Here is a 23,199-nt window from a genome sequence, read left to right as displayed (position 1 = left end):
CCTATTACTTATGACAAGAATTGTTGCACCTTCTCATAGCGGAGACTAATTACGTAGACTCCTGCGGGAATTGCGCGAGCCGAAAATCCACTTTGCAACGTGTTCTTCTTTGCAAAGTTAGTTGAGGTCGTGCCCACGGAAAGCGAAGTAATTAGTCGGAGCATTGCCAATATACATCAAACATTTCAAAATAACTACTTCGCTTAACGCAGTCATTGCGCTGATTTTATACTTTCTTAACTTATAAAAAAAGCCATCTACCAAAGAATATACTTTGGCTAGATGGCTTGCTTTTTCAATCAAGAAATACGTTTCCCTACTAGATATAGGATCCAGCTATTTTAACAAGCTATTACAAAATATAGAATACGCTCCAAATCCTTTATGAAGTATTATTCCATTTGCTTAGCTAAGAAGCTTGCAGCTGTTTCTACAGCTTTTTGCTCAACCTTACTAAATGCATCCCCTTCTTTGGAAAACACCATTACACAGCCAATTGCGTCACCGTTGGCAATAATTGGACTAACACAATAAGAATTCAACTCTTGCTCATTACCATCTGTTACTTCTAGCTGCTTCGCTTCTTTTTCAAATACTTGCGTACGATTTTCAATGATCTTCGCTAACTGAGCACCAATGCTTTTGTTTAAATAATCTTTCTTTGACTCCCCCGCAACTGCAATGACTTCATCACGATCTGAAATAATTACGGGTGACTGAAGCGAATCAAACAAAGCTTCTGCATATTCTTTCGCAAAATGCCCTAACTCATTAATTGGAGAATATTTTTTAAGAATTACTTCTCCTTCTCTATCCACAAAAATTTCTAGTGGATCTCCTTCTCTAATTCGTAGCGTCCTTCTGATTTCTTTTGGAATTACTACTCTTCCTAAATCATCAATACGACGGACAATTCCTGTTGCTTTCATACTAAGTAGCCTCACTTTCTAATGATGATTACTGCTCGTTTTTACACTAGTAAATCTTATCTCTTCGTGTAAAAATCACCAGGTGTGTTTTTAGTATGATGCAAAGCAGGATATCTATACATGAAGTACCAAAATTTTACGCATCTCGATTCGCTTTAGTTAATTTACCTATAAAATCTTCAACAATCTCATATCGTTGGTGCTTGTTATCCCTTGTATATTTAAACACGATCTTCAATTTATTGTTTTCTGTTCCCAATTGAACACCACGGCCAAATGTATTAGCAATTTCAAATAATTTAGCACCATCAATTTGTTGACTTCGATTTTCATCAACGAGCATTTCAATTTTATTCCCTTTCTCACTAAGTGAAGCCACACGTTCTTTCTTTGCAACTATCTTCAGTACAGTTACTGTGAATAAATGCTCTACTTCTTCTGGATAATCGCCAAATCGATCTATCAATTCATCTCGTAAATCTTCTACGTCATTTGTAGAAGCAATAGACTGAAATTGTTTATATATTTCGATTTTTTGCTTCTCGTCCTTAATATACGTATCAGGAATATATGCATCAATGCTCAATGCCAACTCCGTGTCAAATGGTGTGATTTCTTCAATTTCTTTTCCTTCTTTACGCGCATCAATGGCGTCTTTTAACATTTGCGAATACATATCAAAGCCTACAGAATCAATAAATCCATGCTGTTGTGCACCAAGGAGATTACCCGCTCCACGGATAGATAAGTCCCGCATAGCAATTTTAAAACCTGACCCAAGTTCAGTAAACTCCTTAATCGCCTGTAATCGTTTCTCAGCAACCTCTGTTAATACCTTATCCTTCTTATACGTAAAGTACGCATAAGCAACTCGATTTGATCGTCCTACACGACCTCTTAGTTGATACAGTTGACTTAATCCCATACGATCGGCATCATTTACGATTAATGTATTTACATTCGGAATATCTACTCCCGTTTCGATAATGGTTGTACTTACAAGCACATCGTATTCACCTTCTAAGAAAGCGAAAATAATATTTTCCAGTTCCGATTCGTTCATCTGACCATGAGCTACAGCAATTCTTGCGTCAACAAGCATACCAAGGTCTCTTGCTACTTTGTCTATGTTCTCTACCCGGTTATACAAGAAGAAGACCTGACCACCACGGGCCATCTCTCGTTCAATTGCCTCACGCATAAAAATTGGATTATACTCCATTACATATGTCTGAATTGGGAAACGATTTTCTGGCGGGGTTTCGATTACCGATAAATCCCGTACCCCTAGCATCGACATATGCAATGTCCTAGGAATAGGTGTAGCCGTTAGTGTAAGCACATCCACATTTGTTTTTAATTGTTTAATTTTTTCCTTATGTTTAACACCAAATCGTTGTTCTTCATCAACAATCAACAGGCCTAAATCACTATATTGTACATCCTTAGATAAAACACGGTGTGTACCAATAACGATGTCCACGGTTCCTTTCCTTAATCCATCAATCGTTTCTTTTTGTTGCTTTCGTGTTCGAAACCTACTTAATAACCCTATCGTTATAGCATGATCCTGAAAACGCTCGCGAATTGTTTCAAAGTGCTGCTGGGCCAAAATCGTTGTTGGAACTAGAATAGCAACTTGTTTACCATCCGCGATCGCTTTAAAAGCTGCACGAATTGCTACTTCTGTTTTTCCATACCCTACATCACCACAAAGCAGTCGGTCCATTGGACGTTCTCTTTCCATATCTTGTTTAATCTCTTCAATACAACGAAGTTGATCTTCTGTTTCTTGATACGGAAAAGACGCTTCAAATTCACGCTGCATTTCAGTATCCTCAGAAAATGCGTAACCCTTCTTCGCTTCTCTTTCTGCATAAAGCTTAATAAGATCATCCGCAATGTCTTCAACAGAGGACTGTACTTTTCGCTTTACCTTTGTCCATTCACTGCCGCCTAGTTTATACAGCTTCGGCTCTTTTCCTTCTGAACCAACAAACTTTTGAACTTGATCAATTTGATCTATTGGCACAAAAAGCTTATCATCACCAGAATACTTGATAAGCATATAATCCTTATGAAGATCATTTACTTGCAACGTTTCAATGCCTAAATATTTCCCAATTCCATGGTTCGCATGAACAACATAATCGCCAACCTTTAACTCCTGATAATTCTTGATTCGTTCGGCATTCGAAATTTTTTGCTGTTTTCGAGCTCGCTTGGTACGCTTTTTAAATAATTCCTGTTCTGTAATAAGCACCAATTTATGCATCGGTAACTCAATACCACTCGTAATATTCCCTGTAGCTATTGTAGGTTTGTCTACAGGAAGCTGTAAATCACTGGCTAACCCCACATCGATATCATAATCCATGAAAATGGAATGAATTTTTTCTGCACGCTTAGAATCGGGAGCTAATACGACAACCGAATACTCACCTTTTTCCCAGCGCTTTAACTCATTTTTAAATAAATGCATTTGCCCATGAAATTCTTGCATAGGTCTTGAAGACAAATTAATAATATTTTGCGGTTGTGTGTTTGGAATATGGCGTAAAAATACGGACATATATAAACGTGGCTGCTTCATATTTGACCAAATCGTATGCCAATCGAATGAAAATATACTGTCCTTCACCATCTGATTGGACTCCAACAAACTACTGTACCAATCAGCCTCCTCCGAATCCAGGTGCACCGCTGTCTCCTGTATACGGCTCATCTCATCAAGTATGATTTGTCCATCACTCGGCATATAATCTAGTAAACTAGCAGGGTTTTTGTAAAGATAGCCGATGTATTTATACATTTCCGGAAAGTGCTCTAAGTTCTTTAAGCGCTCAATATCCCTCTCCATGACCTCTAATAGTTTTTCTTTTGACTCTTTAGATTTCAACGATTTCAACGTTTTGGAAAGCGCTTCCTCAAGACGCTCCCCTCCAGCATGGATATCAGATTGTGATAAAAGTAGCTCTGTTGCCGGTCCAATTATTATTTCCTGTAATTTATCCAGTGAACGTTGGGTATCTGCATCAAAATATCGAATAGAATCGATTTCTTCATCAAACAACTCAATTCGAATTGGATGTTGTTCGGTTATTGGGTAAATATCAATAATTCCACCACGCCTGCTAAATTCTCCAGGAGTTGTTACCATCGATACTCGTTCATAACCCATATCTACCATCGAATTAAGATATTGTTCTACATCAATATCCTCCCCAACTGTAAATGGCAGCTGATAATTACTCCAATATTCTGGCGGAGGTAGTATACGCTTCAAAGCAGCAACAGGAGCAATTAATATACCAGATTTCTTCTTCGTCCAAGCGGTTAAGGATTCAATTCTCTGACTACGTAATTCAGGACTTGCTATTGCAATCTCTGAAGCAATTAATTCATTCACCGGATAGAGATGCACATCATCATCTCCCATAAAAGCTGTGAGGTCATCATATAACTGTTGCGCTTGAACTAATTGATGTGTAACTAATAATACCGGTTTATGAATTGAAGTATGAATGATAGAAACCAATAGACTTCTCGCCGAGCCAGACAGACCGGCAACAAGTTGCTCTTCCATTCCACTAGAAATTCCATGTATAATCGATTTTATATCATCTTTTGATTGTAAATAATTTTGAATACCTTTCATTACTAAACCTCCACGTACATAGGGTGTGCTAAAAGCGCATTGGCTTACTTACCTTTAACCTATCCTAATATTCATTCTTACATGACATTCTACATCTTTCATAGCTGATAAAGTCAAAGTGAGTTATCCACGATAATATGGACAAATACACCCTATGGACCAAATCCTTTTCTATCATTCTCTTTCAAACTAAAAGAAACGATCAAAGCCTCAATAACTATATCTGTGAAAGAAGCGCAAAAATGCCTTGGTTATTACACCAAAGCCTTTGCTGGTTATATTACTGAATAAAAAAATCTAGCTCATGGTAATGTGGATGATGTCCTAAGGCATCTTCACAATTTTCACAAATAGCTTCAATCTGCACATCACCATTTGACTTATATGTGATCATCTCTTCTTTTTCCTTTGCTGTCAATTGATCCAAACCCAGCATAGATGTATCAACTACCTGCTGTTTCAGTCTTCCTATTTCCTGACCGCAGTGTTTGCAAGTATACACAATAGACAAACTGGGAACCTCCTCGAATAACTTTCAACTCATATTAAAAGTTTATCCGAAAAACGCTTATCTTATACAATAAATAAAAGCTCCCGTTGCTATATGAATGTATGTATCCTATCCTATGAAAGCATCATTGATTATATTCATTCATTACCTGCGAAAACGAGGCGCTTAGCCATGCTTCACATGCATCCGCGGCTCTTCCAATACTGTCAGATACAGCTTCTGATTCTCCCTTTGAAAAATTACTAAGAACATAATCTACAACTGAAACAGAAGACGTTGGCCTTCCTACACCTATTCTGATCCGTTTAAAATCTTTTGTACCTAAATGATCGATAATGGAACGAATACCATTATGTCCGCCATGTCCGCCTTTTTGACGTAACCGGATTTTCCCAACAGGTAAATCTAAATCATCATAGATAATTAATATATCTTCTAGTTTTATATCATAATAATCCATTAATGGTCTAACAGCATCGCCGGATAGGTTCATAAAGGTCTGTGGTTCTAGGAGCAATACCTTTTCTCCGTCCAAGTGAACAATCGTATAATCACCCTTATACTTGGACTTATTCAACTTCCATGAATGACGATGAAGTAATTCATCAATGACCATGAACCCAACATTATGCCTAGTACCATTATATTTCTTACCAGGGTTACCTAATCCAATTATACATTTCATTTGCTTACTTCCTTTATCAGAAAATCTTTCCTAGAAAGTATCATACAATACAACAAACCCTCCTGTACAGGAGGGAGTCACTCATTGTTATATAATTTACATGTTTATCCCATATGAACGGGAAGTAAAACCATCAATGATGGAATGGTTGCTTTATTCCTTTTTTGCATCTGCATCATCTTCAGCACCTACTAATTTAGGCTCAGCATTCTCATCTGGAGCCTCTTCCACATCTTCCAATGTGTCAGGAGCCAATACCGTTGCAATCGTAGTGTCACTATCTTCAAGTACTTCGTAATTTCCTTTAATCGTTATATCCGAGACAGATATGCTATCTCCAATCTTAAGGTCTGTAATATCCACGATAATTTCCTCTGGAATATTTCCAGGTTTTGCTCGAACTTGTAACTCATACATTGGCTGTTGAAGTACGCCACCATCTTTTGTCCCTTGAGCTTCACCTTCTAAACGAAGCGCAACCTCAACATCCATCTCTTCAGCCATATTAACAATATAAAAGTCTGCATGAATTAGCTCGTCCTTCAATGGATCAATTTGGTAATCGTGTAACATAACATCTACCGATTTATTGTTTTCCACATTTAGCGTAATAATAGCATTTTTCCCTTCATCTCGAACCGTCTTTATTAATTCAATGCTATCTACAGATATGGATTCCGAATCCTTTTCTTTTCCGTAGATAACAGCTGGTACTCTACCACTATTTCGTATTTCCTTTGTTGCCGATTTAGTAAGATCCTCTCGTAATGTTGCTTCTAATTTAACTGCCACGTACATCACCCTCCAAGTTATTAGAAAAATCCTAGGCTTTTAGTTATAAGCCCTTTCTTCTTTTCTACTTTGTCTGTGTAATTCATGCAGTTGTCTATAAAAAAACATTCATATAGAGAATACCCATTAAATGCAATATCTAAACATTTAATCGAATAAGATACTTACTGATTGCAATTCGTGGACACGAATAATTGCCTCGCCAATTAACGGCGCAACCGATAACTGAGTAATTTTATTAAGCTGCTTGTCCTCTGGTAAAGGAATCGAATTCGTAATAACAAGTTCCTTGATTTTAGAGTCATTAATACGTTCAATCGCTGGACCAGATAATACTGGATGTGTACAACACGCATATACCGCTTTAGCACCATTTTCTACCAATGCATTTGCAGCAAGTGTAATAGTTCCTGCTGTATCAATAATATCGTCTATTAGAATAGCTGTCTTGCCTTCAATATTACCAACGATATTCATAACCTCGGCAACGTTAGGGCGAGGTCTACGTTTATCAATAATACCTATTGGCGCTTTTAGTCGATCAGCCATTTTACGAGCACGTGTAACTCCACCGTGATCTGGAGACATAATAATAATATCTTCTAAGCTCTTCGCTTCAAAATAATCAGACAGAATAGGAACACCTTGTAGGTGATCTATAGGGATATCAAAAAATCCTTGGATTTGTGGAGCATGTAAATCCAATGTAATGACACGATCGGCACCAGACGTTTCTAATAGATTTGCAACAAGCTTAGCAGCAATCGGTTCACGAGAACGAGCCTTACGATCTTGTCTAGCATATCCATAATATGGCATTACAATATTTATGGATTTAGCAGACGCTCGCTTCAAAGCGTCAATCATAATTAATAACTCCATAATATGCTGATTTACCGGGGAACATGTAGATTGTACAACGTATACATCACAACCACGTACACTTTCTTCGATGTTGATCTGAATTTCACCATCACTAAAGCGAGATACAGTACATTTACCAAGCATTGTACCAATATGCTCCGCAATATCTTCAGCAAGTTTAGGATTAGAATTTAATGTGAACACTTTCAAAGATGTATCTTTGTAAGTAGATGCCATGAGTTAGAACCCTCCGTTAGTCTTTTTGTCTGTTTTTGATTTTTGACGCATATCCTTCTTTATTCGTTTGTCTAGCTCTAGCTACAGACAAAGAATCTTCCGGTACATCTTTAGTAATTGTTGAACCAGCCGCCACATAGGATCCTTTTCCGACAGTAACTGGAGCAATTAGATTAGAATTACATCCAATAAATGCATCATCTTCTATCGTCGTCAAATATTTATGCTTTCCATCATAGTTTACTGTTATTGTACCACAACCAATATTGACATTGCTGCCAACTTTTGCGTCACCAATATAGCTTAAATGTGATACTTTACTCTTCTCAGCTAAATCGGTCTTCTTAATCTCTACAAAATTTCCAACTTTTGCTTGATCACCTATGGAGCTTTCTGGACGAATATGTGCAAATGGCCCAATTTTGACATGATTACCAATCTTACTATCACTAGCAACACTTTGTTTAATAACAGTCCCATTCCCCACGTAACAATTCGTAACTTCTGAATGTGGTCCAATTTCTGCATTGCCTTTTATAACCGTATCACCCTTTAATATCGTTCCAGGATGGATGATGGTATCCGGCTCTATCTCTACATCTGGTTCAATATACGTATTATCCGGATCGATTATCGCTACGCCATTTCGTAAGTGCTTTTCATTAATGCGTTGTTTCATGGTTTTTTCTGCTTCTGCTAAGGCTATACGGTCATTTACTCCTAGTGTTTCCTCAAAACTAGCTGTCATAAATGCACTGACCTTATCACCCTGTTTTTGAAGGATTTCGATAACATCCGGTAAATAGTATTCACCTTGTGCGTTATCATTGGACACATTTTGCAGCGCCTGAAATAGTGCTTGATTATCAAAACAATATGTACCTGTATTAATTTCATCAACGAGTAGTTCTTTTTCGGTGGCATCTTTTTGTTCTACGATTCTTTCTACTTCATCAACCGCATTGCGAATAACTCTACCATAGCCATATGGATTTGGAGCTTTTGCGGTTAATACAGTTGCTTTAGCACCTGTCTGCTCATGATGGTCAAATAGTGCTTGATACGTTTCGCTCGTTATTAAAGGGGTATCTCCGCAAACTACTAGTGTTGTTCCTTCATTTTCTTTTAATAAATCCTCTGCTTGGAGCACTGCATGCCCCGTTCCTAATTGCTCTTCTTGAATAACAAATTTACTTTCGTCGCCAATTTGCTCTTTAACCATATCTGCACCAAAGCCTACTACTGTAACAATTTCATCTAGCTTCACTGTGTTTATCTGATCAATGACATGCTTTACCATTGGACGACCTGCTACGGGATGGAGTACTTTGTATAGCTTAGATTTCATTCTCGTACCCTGACCCGCTGCTAAAACAACAGCATATCGCTTCGTCATAAGGAAACCTCCATCAATTCGATTTATCCATAATGAATATTATCTTAAAACCCTTTTCATTTCAATAGATAAAGCGTATAAAACAAGGTCCTCGGTAATGTAAAACTTTCCATACTTGCCGCCTTTATGCACGTCTCAAGAAAAATACAGAGCGATTCGATTCATTCTAATAAGCTTAAGTAGACAAAAGCACAAAAACATTACTAAATCGCTTGCAAAAGAACAAAGTCGCAAGCCTCCGATTAGAAACGCAGCGACTGGAGCGAGTCAACGGAGATAAAGGAATCACGGTGAGTTTTCTTATCGTAGGGCGATTCGTGAAGTTGCCTAGTTTCCGGGCGCTGGAGCTGGACGCGGCTCAACACGTCCATATTTATCCACATGGGCTACTTTTAAAATTTTCTAGACTACAAAAAAAGAAGGCTAACCTGATGTAGATTAGACCTCTAGTTGCATCCCAAATATTGTGTGCATATTAGGAAGCTCCAGCTTCTTCATACTCCACTTCAGCTTCTCCTGCACGATGGTATTCTTCTAATACAGCATCTTGAATCTTAGCACGTGTCCCAGAATTTATAGGATGTGCAATGTCTCTAAACTCCCCATCCGGTGTTCGTTTGGATGGCATAGCAACGAATAGTCCATTATTCCCATCAATAACACGGATATCATGAACTACAAATTCTTGATCCAAAGTAATCGATGCAATCGCTCGCATTCTTCCTTCCGTATTAACGCGGCGCAATCTAACGTCAGTTACTTCCATGATGTATCACCACCTTTTCCCATTTGAATCTATATTATCTAGTTCAACAAAACTATTTAAAATCCTGCTAAATTATTAAAAAAAATAAAATATTTTCAAATGGATGGAAAAAACAGGTGTTTTTGCCTTACTTACGATCGCCTATTTCTACAAAATTACCAGGATGAACCTCAATGCTTTTAGCTTTAAGATCGACATTTGATATTTTAATTAAGGAAGTATAATTTTCTACAACCCTTTCTTCTTCTTCATCGTCCGCCTCAGCCAATACACCTATTGCCTTCACTTGAGCATTGAATTCTTCTAATAAGTTAATCATTCCAGTAATTGTTCCACCAGCCTTCATGAAATCATCAATAATGCAGACATTTGCACCTTCTTCCAAGCTCCGTTTTGGAAGAACCATTGTTTGAATCTTTCTTGAGGAGCCAGATACATAATTTATACTAACGGATGACCCTTCGGTTACTTTGGGGTCTCTTCGCACAATTACTACAGGGACGTCAAGAAAAGAAGCCACCGAGTAGGCTAAAGGAATACCTTTTGTAGCAACCGTGACAACAACATCAATTTCCATCTGCGAAAATGCAGAAGCAAAAACCCGACCTATTTCTCTTACTGTTTTCGGATTACCTAAGAGGTCACTCATGTAAAGGTACCCACCAGGCAGAATTCGTACCGGATCCGCTAACTGGTGACACATTTCATGAATGAATGCTTCACTCTTTTCATGTAAATACTCTGGGATATACTTCACACCACCACCAGCTCCGGTGGTCCGTTGCAAATAACCCAATCCTTCATTACGAAATACAGCATCAATAATATCCATATCTTCGCTTACGGAAGCCTTCGTTGTTTCTAACCTATTTACGAAATAAGGTAACTGTTTATGCAATCTTGGATTCTCAAGAAAATAATTAGTCAACGCGACTAAACGATTACTTCTTTTCATAACTACACCTCAAAACCGAATATTTCCCTTTAATATACCATTATCATATGTGTTTTATCAATATTTAACCTAAAAGACGTACAAAATATACTTCATCACAAAATCCGCGCATACCGTTATAAATTCTTTTTGCCTTGCTTTCTTGCTCAACTAGACCATATACAGTAGGCCCACTTCCGCTCATTAATACACCTAAGGCTCCTGCTTGTCTCATTGCATCTTTGATCCGTTGCACTTCAGGGTATAATTGTACAGTAATTGCTTCTAAATTATTTCCTGTACTTCTGCAAAGCAGCTCAAAATCATTTGCTCTTAACGCTTGGATCACTCCTTGTGTTTGCTGATGAGCAAGTTCATCCACGATAATTCGCTGAAAAATGGTTCTAGATGACACACCTATGTCTGGCTTGGCTAAAATGACCCAGCATGGCGGAGGCGCTGGTAGGGCATTAATCACTTCTCCTCGCCCACTAGCTAGCGCGGTCTTACCATAGACACAGAATGGTACATCTGTTCCAAGTGTCGCGCCTAAATTTGCTAGTTCATCCATCGGTATATGTAGTGACCAAAGCCTGTTTAAACCTCTTAGAACAGCTGCAGCATCTGTGCTCCCTCCTCCTAATCCTGCTGAAACGGGTATGCTTTTCTCAATTTTGATATGAACCCCTCTACGAATTCCGTATTTCCGCTTAATTGCATCTGCAGCTTTATACGCTAAGTTCCGTTCATCGCTTGGCACAAATCTACTTTCCAACGAGATCTCTATTCTGTCCTGATTCAATTCAAATAATTCGATACGGTCAGACAAGTCTATTGACGTCATAATCATTTCAACGTTGTGATAACCATCATCTCTCTTACTTAACACATCAAGCGATAAGTTAATCTTCGCAGGGGCTTTCTCATAAAGCACCATCACCCGTCACCCTTCTTGTAGATAGATATTAAAATTGTAACATATTACATAATTGGAGGCGACTACAAGCAGGTACAAGTCCCGCCAAAACACAAAAAGGCAAACCCTTTAGGATCTGCCTTTTTGTTGCATGTTTGCTTCAGCAATTTCAATGGCTCGCTTAACCATATTACCAGCATCTCTAGCCTTGATACCGCCCCAACCTTCCTGCTGCACCGTGTCGTAAAATCCTAACTCTTTGGCGATTTCTTCTTTCAAATGGTCTGACATTATTCCACGTCGATTAGCCATGAAAGAACAACTCCCTTCGTATGATGAGTCTTACCTTACGACATTTATAGTTTGTAGCAGATTCGTTGTTTAATTCGCGTTATATGTATACAAAAAAGGAAAAATTTAAATGGAAAGTCAAACTACCTTCGTATTAAGTAGTTCATCAAAATTACAGATAATTCAGTTATAAATCTATAAAATAAAAGCAGTAAACCTAAGGGCTACTGCTCAAGCACGGAAGCAATGGTACGTTCGTCTGTAAAACTAAGTTCCACTGTTTCTGTTAAAACGTCTGCATAGCTGTATGAAACACGTTCGAATGCATTTTCTTCTTGGTCAAGCTCAACAATAAACACAGAAGGATACGTTTCTGCTAATATTCCCGACCGCTCAATTGTTTTCCTTCTGCCGCCGTTCGCTCTAAGCTTTAACCGTTTACCAACATGACCTTCAAGACCTTGCTTTATTTCGATTAATGTTTTCGCCACTATACTCCACCTCACTGGATTTAGCATACCATAAACTTGTACAATAGTCAAATAAAACTATTTATTATAACAAGATATCAATTTTAATGTCAACAATTTATTTTGTCTATTTCGCTTATTATTTGGCATATGTTAAGTTTTTATGTATATTTTTTTAAATTAATTGGAACTTTGCTATTTACATGTGTATATTCCATGAAAAAATTACTCGTTCATTTACCAACTTGTACCATTTTTATCCAGCAACCTTACCTGAAGGCAAGTTGCTCATTCGTTTGATTCATCTTCTAAATAGGGTAACCCTGTTCTTAATAATCCTCTCGTTTCTATCCCACCCATTCCTTTATCACCTGTAAGTGTATTTCTTAGTGCTTCCCATACACTAACCTTTTCCATGAATGGTGTATAAGCAATCTTTGCTGCAATATAAACAGGATCTAACGCATGTATATTAATTCGTAGCGGAGAACTTGCGAAATTAGCACCTGCTCGAATTAGTGATTCAAAATGTGATTGGCATGCACCTGCAAAGATAACTAGCTGATCCACATTAGGATTAATCTTTCGTGCTTCTCGTACTGTTTCCACAAAAAACTTAGAATGTCTATATGCACGTATGTCATTTTTTCTGCCCTTGTTCTTGGAAAACGCATCATGTCCTGTAATGACGATAATGTCAGGCTGTATCTTCTCCACCAATTCACCTATTTGTATCGGCATTTCCCTTTCATGTAAATGCACTCCATGTACTTGTAATCCGATTCGTTGATATAATTCAATGCATTTCTTTAAATACATTTGATCGCCGTCTAGATGCAGAACTTTGGCTGGTAATTGAAAAAAAATCGGTTCATGCTGATAGCCTTCGGTTGCGTGATATTCACGTTTCTCTTTCATCAATTGATAGTCCTGCCGAAATAAACGGAAGGAAAATTCCTCTTTTTCCTTTCCTTTTTGTCTACGCTTCTCTAATTCTCTTTCTTGTATCTTCTTTAAATCAGATATAGGCGCATCTGCTTTCAGGCGGATATCTTCACCATATAAATCAGCACTATTTTTTTTCACACTAGCAACCCGAAACAACAAATCATGATTGTAAGATTTTCTTGTAACCAGATCACCCTTCGAATAGTTCATAACTGACACCTCACAGCCTTCCAAAACATTCTGATATAGCGTATGAGTCCATCATAAAATCTGTGCGTTTATTACAGATCACCTATATAATTACTTTTAACTACCTTGGACAGCAAAATGAGAATAAAACATAAAGTAAGTTACTTATAGAAAAAAGCTGAACGATTATTCGAAGCGTTTCAGCTCGCATTCGAATCCGTTCAGCTTTTGTGGGTCAAAACGTTTGTTGCGTTTCAATTTAACCTCATATAGGCAGAATGACATGAATGCTGCCTAGAGATAATGCTTCGTAATAACCGTCGCAGAAAATGAAGTAGTCTCTCGCAGAGACACCTCTCATCCCAGCATTTTTTATATAGAACCATTCATTTACCATTTTTTCCGTCTCTTAAGGGTTAGCGTTTATGTTCTATACCTAATTCACTCTTCATAAGCACATCATGTATTATTATTAACAACTGAATAAAATGCATTTGCTAATACAGCAAATTCCTCAATAGACAATGATTCTCCACGTCTATTGCCATCAATTCCAGCTTCTTCTAATAGTTGTACAATCGTTTCTTTATCCCAATCAGGTTTAAAATGATTGACTAAATTATTGCGAAGTGTTTTTCTTCGTTGTGCAAAAGAAGCTTTAACAAGCATAAAAAAGAACGTTTCATTGTGCACTTGGACAGGCGGCTTTTCCCGTCTCACTAACTTTAATATGCTGGAATCCACATTAGGCTGTGGCATAAATGCTCGTTTAGGAACATGCATGACCACTTCTGCCTCCGTATAATACTGAACGGCAATGGTCAAGGACCCATAGCTTTTGCTATTGGGCTTAGCTGCCATTCTTTCAGCCACTTCTTTTTGAATCATTACAGTGAAGCTCTCTACAGAAAGATTGTCATGCAAAAGCTTCAGCAAAATAGGTGTAGTGATATAGTAAGGTAAATTTGCAACTAAATGTACCGGTTGTTCCTGCGAAAAGCAGGAGGAAATGACTTCTGATACATTTGCCTTCAAAATATCCTGATGGATAATTTGAATATTTGAGTAGGGTTGTAGGGTATCCTGCAAGACGGGTAATAAACGCTGATCTATTTCAAAAGCAACTACTTTATCTGCATGAATAGCTAATTGCTCTGTCAACGCACCGATACCAGGTCCTATTTCAATTGCACCTGCGTTTTTATCAATTCCTGCATGGGATATGATATTTTCCAATATGTTAGTATCAATTAAAAAATTTTGTCCCAGGCTCTTTTTAAACGAGAAGTTATACTTTGTTAGTATTTCCTTTGTACGTGATGGTGTTGCAATATATTTATTCACTGTCATGCTTTTCCTCCCGCTGTATTTGTGCTAACGCATTATCAAATTCCTCTTTGGTTATTTCGAACATCGACAACCTTTTTAAAAGCTGCTTTCCGTTTGTATGACCAATTTGTAGCAGCTCACCCAATCGTTCCCGTCGTTTCTTTGCTTGCGCCCCTCCGATTAGTCCGCTGTTGATTACATTTTCCTTTGCAATTTCACTCGCGTGCGCTTCCTTTAGCTCATATACATCAGCGAGAGCCTTGCGAATCGTTTCAGGTGAAGCGTGTTCTATCCCTAAACTTTTGTTATTAGGATGCTTAGCTCGTGCCTCATGTTGAGTTAAAAACGCATGCTTGCAGCCTGGTACAGCCTGGTCAATAATATGACGAATGCGATCACCAGGATAATCTGGGTCTGTAAAAATAATAATCCCCCGTTTATCCTTCGCATGCTTTATTTGCTTTATAATCGTATCATTAATCGCTGATCCATTTGTTTCAATTGTATCAGCATTAACCGCCTGAAGAATCTTTGTTGTATCATCTCTACCTTCAACAACAATCACTTCTTTTATTTTCACATTTGTTCCTCTTTCTATACCCATAATAAATAATGCTCTTACCACTATATCATGGTAAGAGCATAAATATTAATTAATAACCTTTACTGTTACTGTTTTCCTTCCCCAATTATACGCTGCCTGCTTCGAAGGAACATGAACATCGATGCGATTTCCAACAATATGACCGCCAGTATCAGCAGCTATTGCTTCTCCATAACCTTCTACCCAAACTTTTGAACCTAATGGGATAACACTTGGATCGACAGCTATTACTTTTTTATTCGGATTTGCATTTAAATTGATACCCGTAGATGTATAACCAGAACAGCCGTTACAACTAGCTGTATACGCACTTGCACTCATTGTAAACACTTTTCCGCCAGAAGGCTTAGAACTTGATTTTTTCTTTGAGCTCGAATGTGACTTCTTGCTCGATAAGGTCACAAGCTTATTTTCCTGTTTCGTACCTACAGCTATAACTCGATTCTCACTTTTTTCAACAACATCCTTGCTTAGAAGCTCGCGGCTAACTTCTTTTCCGTTTTCTTTGACAATCTCATAGACTTTTTTCAGCTTACCGTCTTTCCCTTCCGAAAGAACCCTTTCTTCTCCCTTTGGAAGACTGCTATCTTTTCTTTTCTCTGTCTCGAAGGCAACCGCTTCTGTAACTACATCCTTAACCTTTTTAACGCGAACAATCGTAATATTCGTATCTTTTTTCACCTTTTCATCCAATGCTGGCTTAATTCTATCCAAGCCTTCCGGATCAAATGAAATGTCTGATTGAGCTAAGATATCTTTTACTGTTCCACCTGTGGTCGGTTTTGATTTTGTTTGGTTGTTTCCATCGTTAATGGTAATCTGGTATGCCTGTTTTACTTGAATATGTAGTCCATCTTCAATGGTATCCCCTTGATTATGTGAGATATCATCATGCTGTTGAAATGAGAGATTCTTTTCTTGTAAAAATTCATCTATTGTGTCTGCAGTTGTATAGAATTCCTGCTTTTCTCCATCGATAGTTACAAAAACCTGCTTGGCTTTGTTGTACTCAATTTCCATACCGTTTTCAATAGAAGCATCTTTACTGTGTGACAAATGATCATGCTCCCCGACGGTAATTCCTACTTCTGCAAGCAGTTCTTCAACGGTATTTTTATGCGTTTTCACTGTTTGTTCTTTACCGTCTTCAGTTATGACTACTTCTGCCTTCGTAGCATCAAATAGTACTAATCCGGAAAATACAACAAGTGCCAAAACACCAATACCTGAAATAACCAGCTTCATTGTCGACGCCGGCATTAGCTTTGAAATCATTCGCATGCTTCTGCCTCCTCTTAATGCATTTTGATTATATTAACAGTTATATGCAAAGTCAAAGTATATCCGATTACGATTAAGTTACAATTAGATTACACATTAATTTGAGGAGCGGATTACTCTTTAATAAGTACAATGAAAGCATTGGTACAACTGGTTTTTCGCCATCTTTTAATTATCAATAAAAAAAAGGTTAGCTTAAATGCTAACCTTTTTTTTATACCGTTTTTTTCCTATTTTTTAACAAAATATTTTTCTTATTTTACAACCGTCATAATTTTATCCCGAAGAGAGAAATAGCGTTTTTTGTCGTGTTTTCACTAATTTCTTCCAAGGTTAAACCTCGCAGCTCAGCTATTTTTTCTGCTACTAATTTAACATAGGAAGGCTCATTTCTTTTACCTCTATTTGGATGTGGAGCTAAAAAAGGTGCATCCGTTTCAACCAACAGTCGGTCTAATGGCACCTGTACCGCTACTTCCTTTGGCTCTACTGCATTTTTGAATGTTACTGGACCTCCAAGAGAGATGTAAAAGTTCATATCCAGACAGGCTTGTACATATTTTGCTGAATCATTATAGCAATGCATAATACCGCCAATAGATGCTGCACCTTCTTCTTGAAGAATTTCAATAACATCTTCGGTCGCCTCACGATTATGAATAATGATTGGCATATTTAATTTCTTCGCCAACCGTATTTGTTTACGAAAAACGTCTTTTTGTACATCCTTCGGTGACTTGTCCCAATGATAGTCTAATCCCATCTCTCCGATAGCTACAACCTTTGGATGAGCAGAAAATTCCTCAATCCAGTTTAATTCTTCATCCGTCATATCTATAGCATCCACCGGGTGCCAGCCTACAGCCGCATAAATGGTTTCATATTGTTCTGCAATTTCGATAGCTAACGGGATCGTTTCCCGATCAAAACCGACTACCACCATATAGTTTACGCCGGTACCAAAAGCACGCTGAATTGTTTCATCGCGATCTTCAAAGAAATCCCTCGCATTTAAATGAACATGTGTATCAAATAACAAACCACTTCACTCCTTAAACACAAAGCTCAAACGCTATGTCATATATTTCACCTGTTTATCTTCAAATAAGCTTGGACAGACCGAAGCAAATAAAATTACTTTACTATATGACAAAATAAAACTTCCTTATGCTTAGAAAGGAGCTGTCCCAAAAGCCAGCTCCCTACTTATTCAAACCGAATATACTTCACTTTCCCTACAAGGTTCAACATGTCATGAACAAATTTACTCATAGCTAATGCCTTTCATACGAACCCCATTTCAACTAGAGTCATGTACTTTAAAAATTTAAAAATTGACGAACCTTACAAGCAGCCCGTTTTCCTATTTTTATTTCACGACAGATCCATTCGGCAGTGATTCTTCTACAGATGCTAAAACGAGCTTACCATGTTCATCTTCCCCACAAAGAATCATACCTTCTGATTTTTCGCCTCTTAGTTTTACAGGTTTTAAATTCGTTACACAGATTACTTTTTTACCTGTTAATTCATGTGGTTGATAGTACTGTGCAATACCTGAAACAACTTGCCGTTTCTCCGCTCCAAGATCTAATTGAAGCTTCAATAACTTATCAGCCTTCTTGACAGGCTCTGCTTTTATTACCTCTGCCACTCGCATGTCTATCTTCATAAAGTCATCAAAGGTAATTTCTTGTGTACTTTTGGTTTCTTCCTTCGTAGCTTTTTCCTTAACCTGTGCAGGATTTTGCATCATTGCTTTAATAGTTTGTACTTCTTTATCTACATCCAAGCGAGGAAAGATTGGCTTTCCTTTTTGAACTTTAGTACCTACACTAATTTGCCCTTCACGATAAATGCTATCCCATTCCTTTAATGCCGCTTCTGTGACATGGAGCTGTCGGAAGATTTCTGTAGGTGCTTCTGTTAAGAATGGCTGTAGCATAACTGCAATTTTTCTAAGATATTCAGCTAGATGGGCCATTACATTACCCAATCGTTCCTTCTGATCCTCATGTTTAGCTAATACCCACGGTTCTGTTTCATCAATATATTTATTTGTTCTACTAATTAACTGCCAAAGGGAGGATAGTGCTACAGAGAACTGCATATTCTCCATCGCTTCTTCTACTTTCTGAATCGTTTCTTTTCCAAATGCTTCAAGTGAAGCCTCAATCTCTGTTTCACTTGCTTGATATAACGGAATCTGACCATCAAAGTATTTATTAATCATAGCAACAGTACGGTTTAATAGATTGCCTAGATCATTAGCCAAATCGTAGTTAGTACGTTCTACAAATCCTTCAGGTGTAAATACACCATCTGATCCAAATGGAACTTCGCGAAGCAAATAATAGCGAAGTGCATCAAGGCCGTACTTATCTGTTAGTTGTACAGGATCAACAACGTTCCCTTTAGATTTTGACATTTTTCCATCTTTCATCAGTATCCAACCATGCGCAAAAACCTTCTTCGGCAAGGGAAGATCTAATGCCATTAACATAATTGGCCAATATATCGTGTGAAAACGAACAATTTCCTTACTCATTAAATGAACATCTGCTGGCCAGAACTTTTGATATTTACTATCATCGTCTGTACCATAACCTAAAGCTGTAATATAGTTAGTTAAAGCATCAATCCATACATATATCACATGCTTTGGATCACCGGGAACTTTAATACCCCAGTCAAAAGTGGTACGAGATACTGCTAAATCTTCAAGCCCTGGTTTTATAAAGTTATTCAGCATTTCATTTTTACGACTTTCTGGCTGAATAAACGTTGGATTATCCTCATAGAACTGCACAAGTCGATCGACATATTTGCTCATCTTGAAGAAATAGGATTCTTCTTTTACTTTTTCAACTGGACCGCCACAATCTGGACAATGCCCATTTTCCAACTGTCTCTCTGTAAAGAAGGACTCACAAGATGTACAATACCAGCCTTCGTATTGATCTAAATAAATATCCCCCTGTTTAACAAGCTGATCAAATATTTTGGACACTACTTTTTTATGACGCTCTTCCGTCGTCCGAATAAAATCATCATTTGATATTTTAAGTTTCTTCCATAAATCTTTAATACCACTTACAATGTCATCAACGTACGCTTGTGGAGTTACACCCTTTTCTGTAGCCTTTTTTTGGATTTTTTGACCGTGCTCATCCGTACCTGTTAAATACATTACATCATAGCCACGCATCCGCTTATACCTAGCAATTGCATCGCCAGCAACCGTAGAATACGCATGACCAATATGCAAATTCCCACTAGGGTAATAAATCGGTGTTGTTATATAAAACGTTTTTTTGTTATTTGGCATTCCCATTACCTCCTAAATCCACCAGCATCCTTTATTAAAACTATATACTATTGTAGCTTTTATCCGTTATTTTGCCAAATAGAGTGCAATGTCATCATGTCTTGTAAGAGAAACATAGAAAAACATCGAATTTTGTCGAAAAATATTAGATTGTTTATTTGCTTTTTTCAGATTTATACCTTATTTTAACCAATTAAGTAAAAGACAAAACCTGATATAATAGTATTTATACAGGTATTTCAAATTATTAAATTTTCAGGTAAATATTTATTGACAGAAAAAAGAAACACTGGTATTCTATTGCATAGAGTGATGTCGAAATATGACGATTTTTTTGCTTTACAAATTTTAAGGAAGAACGAAAGCCCTTGCTGACAATTGGCTCGTTTTTCTAACCTTAGGGGGAAAGAAATTGAAATCTACCGGAATTGTACGTAAAGTGGATGAGCTTGGCCGTGTTGTCATCCCAATGGAACTTCGTCGTACGCTTGAAATTCAGGAAAAAGATGCGATGGAAATCTACGTGGAAAATGACAAAATTATCCTTAAGAAGTACAAACCAAACATGACTTGTCATCTTACTGGAGAGGTTTCCGATGATAATCTCTCTTTAGCAAACGGCAAACTTGTCCTCAGCCCAGAAGGTGCACAAGAGCTGGTTAAAGAGATAGAAGCAAGATTTAATAAATAGTAAGATTATTGTCTCAAAAAGGTCTGACGCCTGTTCTACACGTTAGACCTTTTTTTATAGCAACAAATTAATCCTCGATATGATAGGCTTGATACACTTCACGTTTCGGAAGCTTTCGCTCTTTTGCAACTAGCTTTATTGCTTCTTTGCTAGGCATGTCTTTCTCATCTATATAGTAATCTACATGTTCAACAATAGTATAGCCATCCCACCATAATGAAGTTTCTTGAATTAACTGGTCTGTTCCATCAATAACCATACAAAATTCGCCTTTAAGCTCTATGTCTTTTGTATAGGTGATAACCTCATTCAGTGTACCTCGAATATATTCTTCAAACCGTTTAGATAGCTCCCGTGCTAGGACCACACGGCGATTACCAAGTACAGACTTGGCAGCCTTTAATGTCTCCTTTATACGATAAGGTGACTCATAAAATAATAAAGAGGCCTGTATCCGTTGTAATCTCTCTAGTTCTGCCTCCTTGTCTTTCTTTTTACGGGGTAAGAAACCATAAAAATAAAATTCATTTGCTGGTAAACCAGAACCGATCAGCGCACATAATGCTGCATTTGCTCCAGGCAGTACTACTACAGAAAATTCTTGCTCAATCGCCGCTTGAATTAACTCATGACCAGGATCGGATATCGCAGGCATTCCTGCATCACTTACAATAGCAATTGATTCATGGTTTTCCAATCGCCGTAACAGTTGTTCCTCTCTTGCCAGCTTATTGTGCTCATGATAACTAATTAACGGTGTTGAGATGTCAAAATGGTTCAATAGTTTTTTAGAATTTCGTGTATCCTCTGCTGCGATAATTGACACTGAGCGCAGTATATTTAATGCACGGAACGTAATATCCTCTAAGTTACCAATAGGGGTCGGAACAATGTATAATTTCCCTTTTTTTTCGTTATCAAAGCTTTGTTGAATGTTCATATTTTATCACTTCTTTCAAGGCTGCTCGAATAAGTTGTAATTTTTCCTTGCGAGTTAATTGTTTAATGGTATACTCTTTCTTCATTGCTTTTTCTTTACTGGAAAAGCGCTCGATATAAACAACTTGAAACGGACCTCTTCCACGGGTATATTTTGCACCCTTTCCTTCATTATGCATTTTCAGCCGGTTTTCCAAATTGTTTGTGTAACCTGTATATAATGAGTTATCTTTACATTTCAGAATATAGACCGTATGTTCATGTTCAGGCATATATAATCTCCTCTGCCTCTTCTGTATACGTACCATCCTCATTGTATACATATAAAGGTGGCAAGATTTTTAAATCTGGCTTCCCATCTCTAATTGCTTCAATTAATAGCATATTTGCTTCTTTCCCTTTTTTGGGGTAAACAAATTGAATACGCTTTGGCTCGAGCTTGTACTTACGAAATAGGCTAATAATATCAATAAGTCTGCCTGGTCGATGTACCATAGATACCTTCCCTCCTGGACGAACATGCAGCTTACATGCCTTCACAACGTCCTCTAGACTACAGAAAACTTCGTGTCTGGCAATTGTTAAATATTCATTTAGGTTATGTTCAGTAGCTGACGGGGTCGGAAAATAAGGTGGGTTACAGGTGACTACATCAAAACTACTTTGACCTATTATCGGTTGCATGCATTTTAAATCTCCATGCAGTATCTTTATTTGCTCACGTAAGTTATTCAAGTCGATATTCCTTTTCGCCATCTGGTAAATACGTTCTTGAATCTCCACACCTGTTATGTTACTTTTACTCCTTCTCGACAGTAATAATGGAATAACACCATTGCCTGTGCAGAGATCAAGTATGGCTCCTCTTTTTTTCGGAATATAAGCAAAGTTTGCAAGTAGTACTGCATCCAAAGAGAAAGAGAATGCAGAAGGACTTTGAATAATTTTCATGCTGTTATCAGCCAGTAAATAATCTAAACGCTCATCATCGTATAATTCAACCATATGTATGTCCTTTCTCGTAAGCAAAAAGTAGTCAACTGTAATAAAGGCTGTCCCGAAATCGAGACAGCCATACATTGCATTATTTCGTTTTATTCAGAAAGTCCAGACAAAAAATACAGTCTTCATTTCGTCTCGGACTACCGAATTCCAAGTTACAAATATGAAAGCCTTCTTCATACAATCTAGCTAGGTTATCATAACCTTCACCAGGAAAGCTCTTATTCACTTCTGCTTTGTTGTCAGATGTTTCCTCTTCATCTTCTTTTGAATGATCTAAGTGATTACGCAAATTGTGGTTCTCCATGGCAAGTCGATGATTTTCTTCCAATAAATCACTTAATTTGCCTTTAAGATCACCTAACTGCTCATATAATTCACCAATTTGCTTTTCCATATCTGATACCTGATCAAAAATTTGCCTGTTTTTCACGCTACT

General features: G+C 37.6%; 23 protein-coding genes. 1 reads left to right on the top strand and 22 read right to left on the bottom strand.

Features of this window, described 5'->3' with window-relative positions; all coding sequences use genetic code 11:
* Window positions 1–392 precede the first annotated feature (392 nt).
* From spoVT to metG, 18 genes are all read right to left on the bottom strand, one after another.
* Window positions 393–929 carry a stage V sporulation protein T gene (spoVT, locus tag RVS70_RS12980; RefSeq protein WP_205389398.1) on the bottom strand — a complete coding sequence of 179 codons (537 nt, stop codon included), beginning with the start codon at window positions 927–929 and terminating at the stop codon, window positions 393–395.
* Window positions 930–1,065: 136 nt separating this feature from the next.
* On the bottom strand, window positions 1,066–4,587 hold the full coding sequence (gene mfd / locus RVS70_RS12975; protein WP_026680181.1) for a transcription-repair coupling factor: 3,522 nt from the start codon (window positions 4,585–4,587) through the stop codon (window positions 1,066–1,068).
* A 280-nt stretch (window positions 4,588–4,867) separates the two neighbouring features.
* Window positions 4,868–5,089: an anti-sigma-F factor Fin family protein gene (locus RVS70_RS12970; RefSeq protein WP_308036030.1), complete on the bottom strand. Its 222-nt coding sequence runs from the start codon at window positions 5,087–5,089 to the stop codon at window positions 4,868–4,870.
* Window positions 5,090–5,222: 133 nt separating this feature from the next.
* Window positions 5,223–5,783: an aminoacyl-tRNA hydrolase gene (gene pth / locus RVS70_RS12965; protein WP_026680179.1), complete on the bottom strand. Its 561-nt coding sequence runs from the start codon at window positions 5,781–5,783 to the stop codon at window positions 5,223–5,225.
* A 153-nt stretch (window positions 5,784–5,936) separates the two neighbouring features.
* Entirely contained in the window at window positions 5,937–6,575 is a 639-nt protein-coding gene (locus tag RVS70_RS12960) for a 50S ribosomal protein L25/general stress protein Ctc (RefSeq protein WP_121604275.1), read from the bottom strand.
* A gap of 147 nt (window positions 6,576–6,722) precedes the next feature.
* Window positions 6,723–7,676, bottom strand: coding sequence for a ribose-phosphate diphosphokinase (locus RVS70_RS12955; protein ID WP_026680177.1), 954 nt, complete (start codon window positions 7,674–7,676; stop codon window positions 6,723–6,725).
* 16 nt (window positions 7,677–7,692) lie between these two features.
* Window positions 7,693–9,072, bottom strand: a complete 1,380-nt coding sequence (glmU, locus tag RVS70_RS12950; RefSeq protein ID WP_205389397.1) for a bifunctional UDP-N-acetylglucosamine diphosphorylase/glucosamine-1-phosphate N-acetyltransferase GlmU — start codon at window positions 9,070–9,072, stop codon at window positions 7,693–7,695.
* 475 nt (window positions 9,073–9,547) lie between these two features.
* A complete protein-coding gene (spoVG, locus tag RVS70_RS12945; RefSeq protein ID WP_026680175.1) occupies window positions 9,548–9,838 on the bottom strand; it encodes a septation regulator SpoVG in 291 nt (96 codons plus the stop codon).
* Between the two features lie 127 nt (window positions 9,839–9,965).
* Window positions 9,966–10,793, bottom strand: coding sequence for a pur operon repressor (purR, locus tag RVS70_RS12940; protein ID WP_166530493.1), 828 nt, complete (start codon window positions 10,791–10,793; stop codon window positions 9,966–9,968).
* 64 nt (window positions 10,794–10,857) lie between these two features.
* A complete protein-coding gene (ispE, locus tag RVS70_RS12935; protein WP_321133588.1) occupies window positions 10,858–11,709 on the bottom strand; it encodes a 4-(cytidine 5'-diphospho)-2-C-methyl-D-erythritol kinase in 852 nt (283 codons plus the stop codon).
* Window positions 11,710–11,817: 108 nt separating this feature from the next.
* A complete protein-coding gene (locus RVS70_RS12930) occupies window positions 11,818–12,000 on the bottom strand; it encodes a small, acid-soluble spore protein, alpha/beta type (RefSeq protein WP_026680172.1) in 183 nt (60 codons plus the stop codon).
* A 203-nt stretch (window positions 12,001–12,203) separates the two neighbouring features.
* The gene (gene veg / locus RVS70_RS12925; protein WP_026680171.1) at window positions 12,204–12,470 is read right to left on the bottom strand and encodes a biofilm formation stimulator Veg; all 267 of its coding nucleotides are present in this window, start codon (window positions 12,468–12,470) and stop codon (window positions 12,204–12,206) included.
* A gap of 267 nt (window positions 12,471–12,737) precedes the next feature.
* On the bottom strand, window positions 12,738–13,607 hold the full coding sequence (yabG, locus tag RVS70_RS12920) for a sporulation peptidase YabG (RefSeq protein ID WP_026680170.1): 870 nt from the start codon (window positions 13,605–13,607) through the stop codon (window positions 12,738–12,740).
* A gap of 438 nt (window positions 13,608–14,045) precedes the next feature.
* Window positions 14,046–14,930 carry a 16S rRNA (adenine(1518)-N(6)/adenine(1519)-N(6))-dimethyltransferase RsmA gene (gene rsmA, locus RVS70_RS12915; protein WP_305847193.1) on the bottom strand — a complete coding sequence of 295 codons (885 nt, stop codon included), beginning with the start codon at window positions 14,928–14,930 and terminating at the stop codon, window positions 14,046–14,048.
* Entirely contained in the window at window positions 14,923–15,495 is a 573-nt protein-coding gene (gene rnmV / locus RVS70_RS12910; RefSeq protein ID WP_121605829.1) for a ribonuclease M5, read from the bottom strand. The genes rsmA and rnmV overlap by 8 nt, the downstream gene beginning before the upstream one ends.
* A 69-nt stretch (window positions 15,496–15,564) precedes the next feature.
* Window positions 15,565–16,800 carry a ubiquitin-like domain-containing protein gene (locus tag RVS70_RS12905; RefSeq protein WP_321133584.1) on the bottom strand — a complete coding sequence of 412 codons (1,236 nt, stop codon included), beginning with the start codon at window positions 16,798–16,800 and terminating at the stop codon, window positions 15,565–15,567.
* Between the two features lie 268 nt (window positions 16,801–17,068).
* Entirely contained in the window at window positions 17,069–17,839 is a 771-nt protein-coding gene (locus RVS70_RS12900) for a TatD family hydrolase (RefSeq protein WP_321133582.1), read from the bottom strand.
* A 330-nt stretch (window positions 17,840–18,169) separates the two neighbouring features.
* Entirely contained in the window at window positions 18,170–20,128 is a 1,959-nt protein-coding gene (gene metG, locus RVS70_RS12895; protein WP_321133580.1) for a methionine--tRNA ligase, read from the bottom strand.
* 412 nt (window positions 20,129–20,540) lie between these two features.
* On the opposite strand from metG, the gene RVS70_RS12890 reads away from it, so the two are divergent.
* A complete protein-coding gene (locus tag RVS70_RS12890) occupies window positions 20,541–20,819 on the top strand; it encodes an AbrB/MazE/SpoVT family DNA-binding domain-containing protein (RefSeq protein ID WP_026680165.1) in 279 nt (92 codons plus the stop codon).
* 67 nt (window positions 20,820–20,886) lie between these two features.
* On the opposite strand, the gene rsmI is transcribed toward RVS70_RS12890, so the two are convergent.
* The 4 genes from rsmI to yabA form a co-directional block, all read right to left on the bottom strand.
* The gene (gene rsmI / locus RVS70_RS12885) at window positions 20,887–21,759 is read right to left on the bottom strand and encodes a 16S rRNA (cytidine(1402)-2'-O)-methyltransferase (RefSeq protein ID WP_026680164.1); all 873 of its coding nucleotides are present in this window, start codon (window positions 21,757–21,759) and stop codon (window positions 20,887–20,889) included.
* Window positions 21,737–22,030 (bottom strand): GIY-YIG nuclease family protein, encoded by a 294-nt coding sequence (locus RVS70_RS12880; RefSeq protein ID WP_026680163.1) that lies wholly within the window; start codon window positions 22,028–22,030, stop codon window positions 21,737–21,739. The genes rsmI and RVS70_RS12880 overlap by 23 nt, the downstream gene beginning before the upstream one ends.
* Window positions 22,023–22,763: a tRNA1(Val) (adenine(37)-N6)-methyltransferase gene (locus tag RVS70_RS12875; RefSeq protein ID WP_026680162.1), complete on the bottom strand. Its 741-nt coding sequence runs from the start codon at window positions 22,761–22,763 to the stop codon at window positions 22,023–22,025. The genes RVS70_RS12880 and RVS70_RS12875 overlap by 8 nt, the downstream gene beginning before the upstream one ends.
* 79 nt (window positions 22,764–22,842) lie before the next feature.
* Window positions 22,843–23,193, bottom strand: coding sequence for a DNA replication initiation control protein YabA (gene yabA, locus RVS70_RS12870; protein WP_026680161.1), 351 nt, complete (start codon window positions 23,191–23,193; stop codon window positions 22,843–22,845).
* Between the last annotated feature and the right edge of the window lie 6 nt (window positions 23,194–23,199).

Origin of the sequence: Virgibacillus sp. M23 (genome assembly GCF_034190895.1) — a bacterium.
Classification (GTDB): Bacteria; Bacillota; Bacilli; order Bacillales; family Amphibacillaceae; genus Virgibacillus; species Virgibacillus salarius.
Note: the sequence above shows the minus strand (reverse complement) of the source record. Positions and strands in the feature narration are given on the sequence as shown.

Coding starts and splice junctions, on each gene's coding strand:
- spoVT (WP_205389398.1), bottom strand. CDS start 929: ATGAAAGCAACAGGAATTGTCCGTCGTATTGATGATTTAGGAAGAGTA.
- mfd (WP_026680181.1), bottom strand. CDS start 4,587: ATGAAAGGTATTCAAAATTATTTACAATCAAAAGATGATATAAAATCG.
- pth (WP_026680179.1), bottom strand. CDS start 5,783: ATGAAATGTATAATTGGATTAGGTAACCCTGGTAAGAAATATAATGGT.
- RVS70_RS12955 (WP_026680177.1), bottom strand. CDS start 7,676: ATGGCATCTACTTACAAAGATACATCTTTGAAAGTGTTCACATTAAAT.
- glmU (WP_205389397.1), bottom strand. CDS start 9,072: ATGACGAAGCGATATGCTGTTGTTTTAGCAGCGGGTCAGGGTACGAGA.
- spoVG (WP_026680175.1), bottom strand. CDS start 9,838: ATGGAAGTAACTGACGTTAGATTGCGCCGCGTTAATACGGAAGGAAGA.
- purR (WP_166530493.1), bottom strand. CDS start 10,793: ATGAAAAGAAGTAATCGTTTAGTCGCGTTGACTAATTATTTTCTTGAG.
- ispE (WP_321133588.1), bottom strand. CDS start 11,709: ATGGTGCTTTATGAGAAAGCCCCTGCGAAGATTAACTTATCGCTTGAT.
- RVS70_RS12930 (WP_026680172.1), bottom strand. CDS start 12,000: ATGGCTAATCGACGTGGAATAATGTCAGACCATTTGAAAGAAGAAATC.
- yabG (WP_026680170.1), bottom strand. CDS start 13,607: ATGAACTATTCGAAGGGTGATCTGGTTACAAGAAAATCTTACAATCAT.
- RVS70_RS12905 (WP_321133584.1), bottom strand. CDS start 16,800: ATGCGAATGATTTCAAAGCTAATGCCGGCGTCGACAATGAAGCTGGTT.
- metG (WP_321133580.1), bottom strand. CDS start 20,128: ATGCCAAATAACAAAAAAACGTTTTATATAACAACACCGATTTATTAC.
- rsmI (WP_026680164.1), bottom strand. CDS start 21,759: ATGAACATTCAACAAAGCTTTGATAACGAAAAAAAAGGGAAATTATAC.
- RVS70_RS12880 (WP_026680163.1), bottom strand. CDS start 22,030: ATGCCTGAACATGAACATACGGTCTATATTCTGAAATGTAAAGATAAC.
- RVS70_RS12875 (WP_026680162.1), bottom strand. CDS start 22,763: ATGGTTGAATTATACGATGATGAGCGTTTAGATTATTTACTGGCTGAT.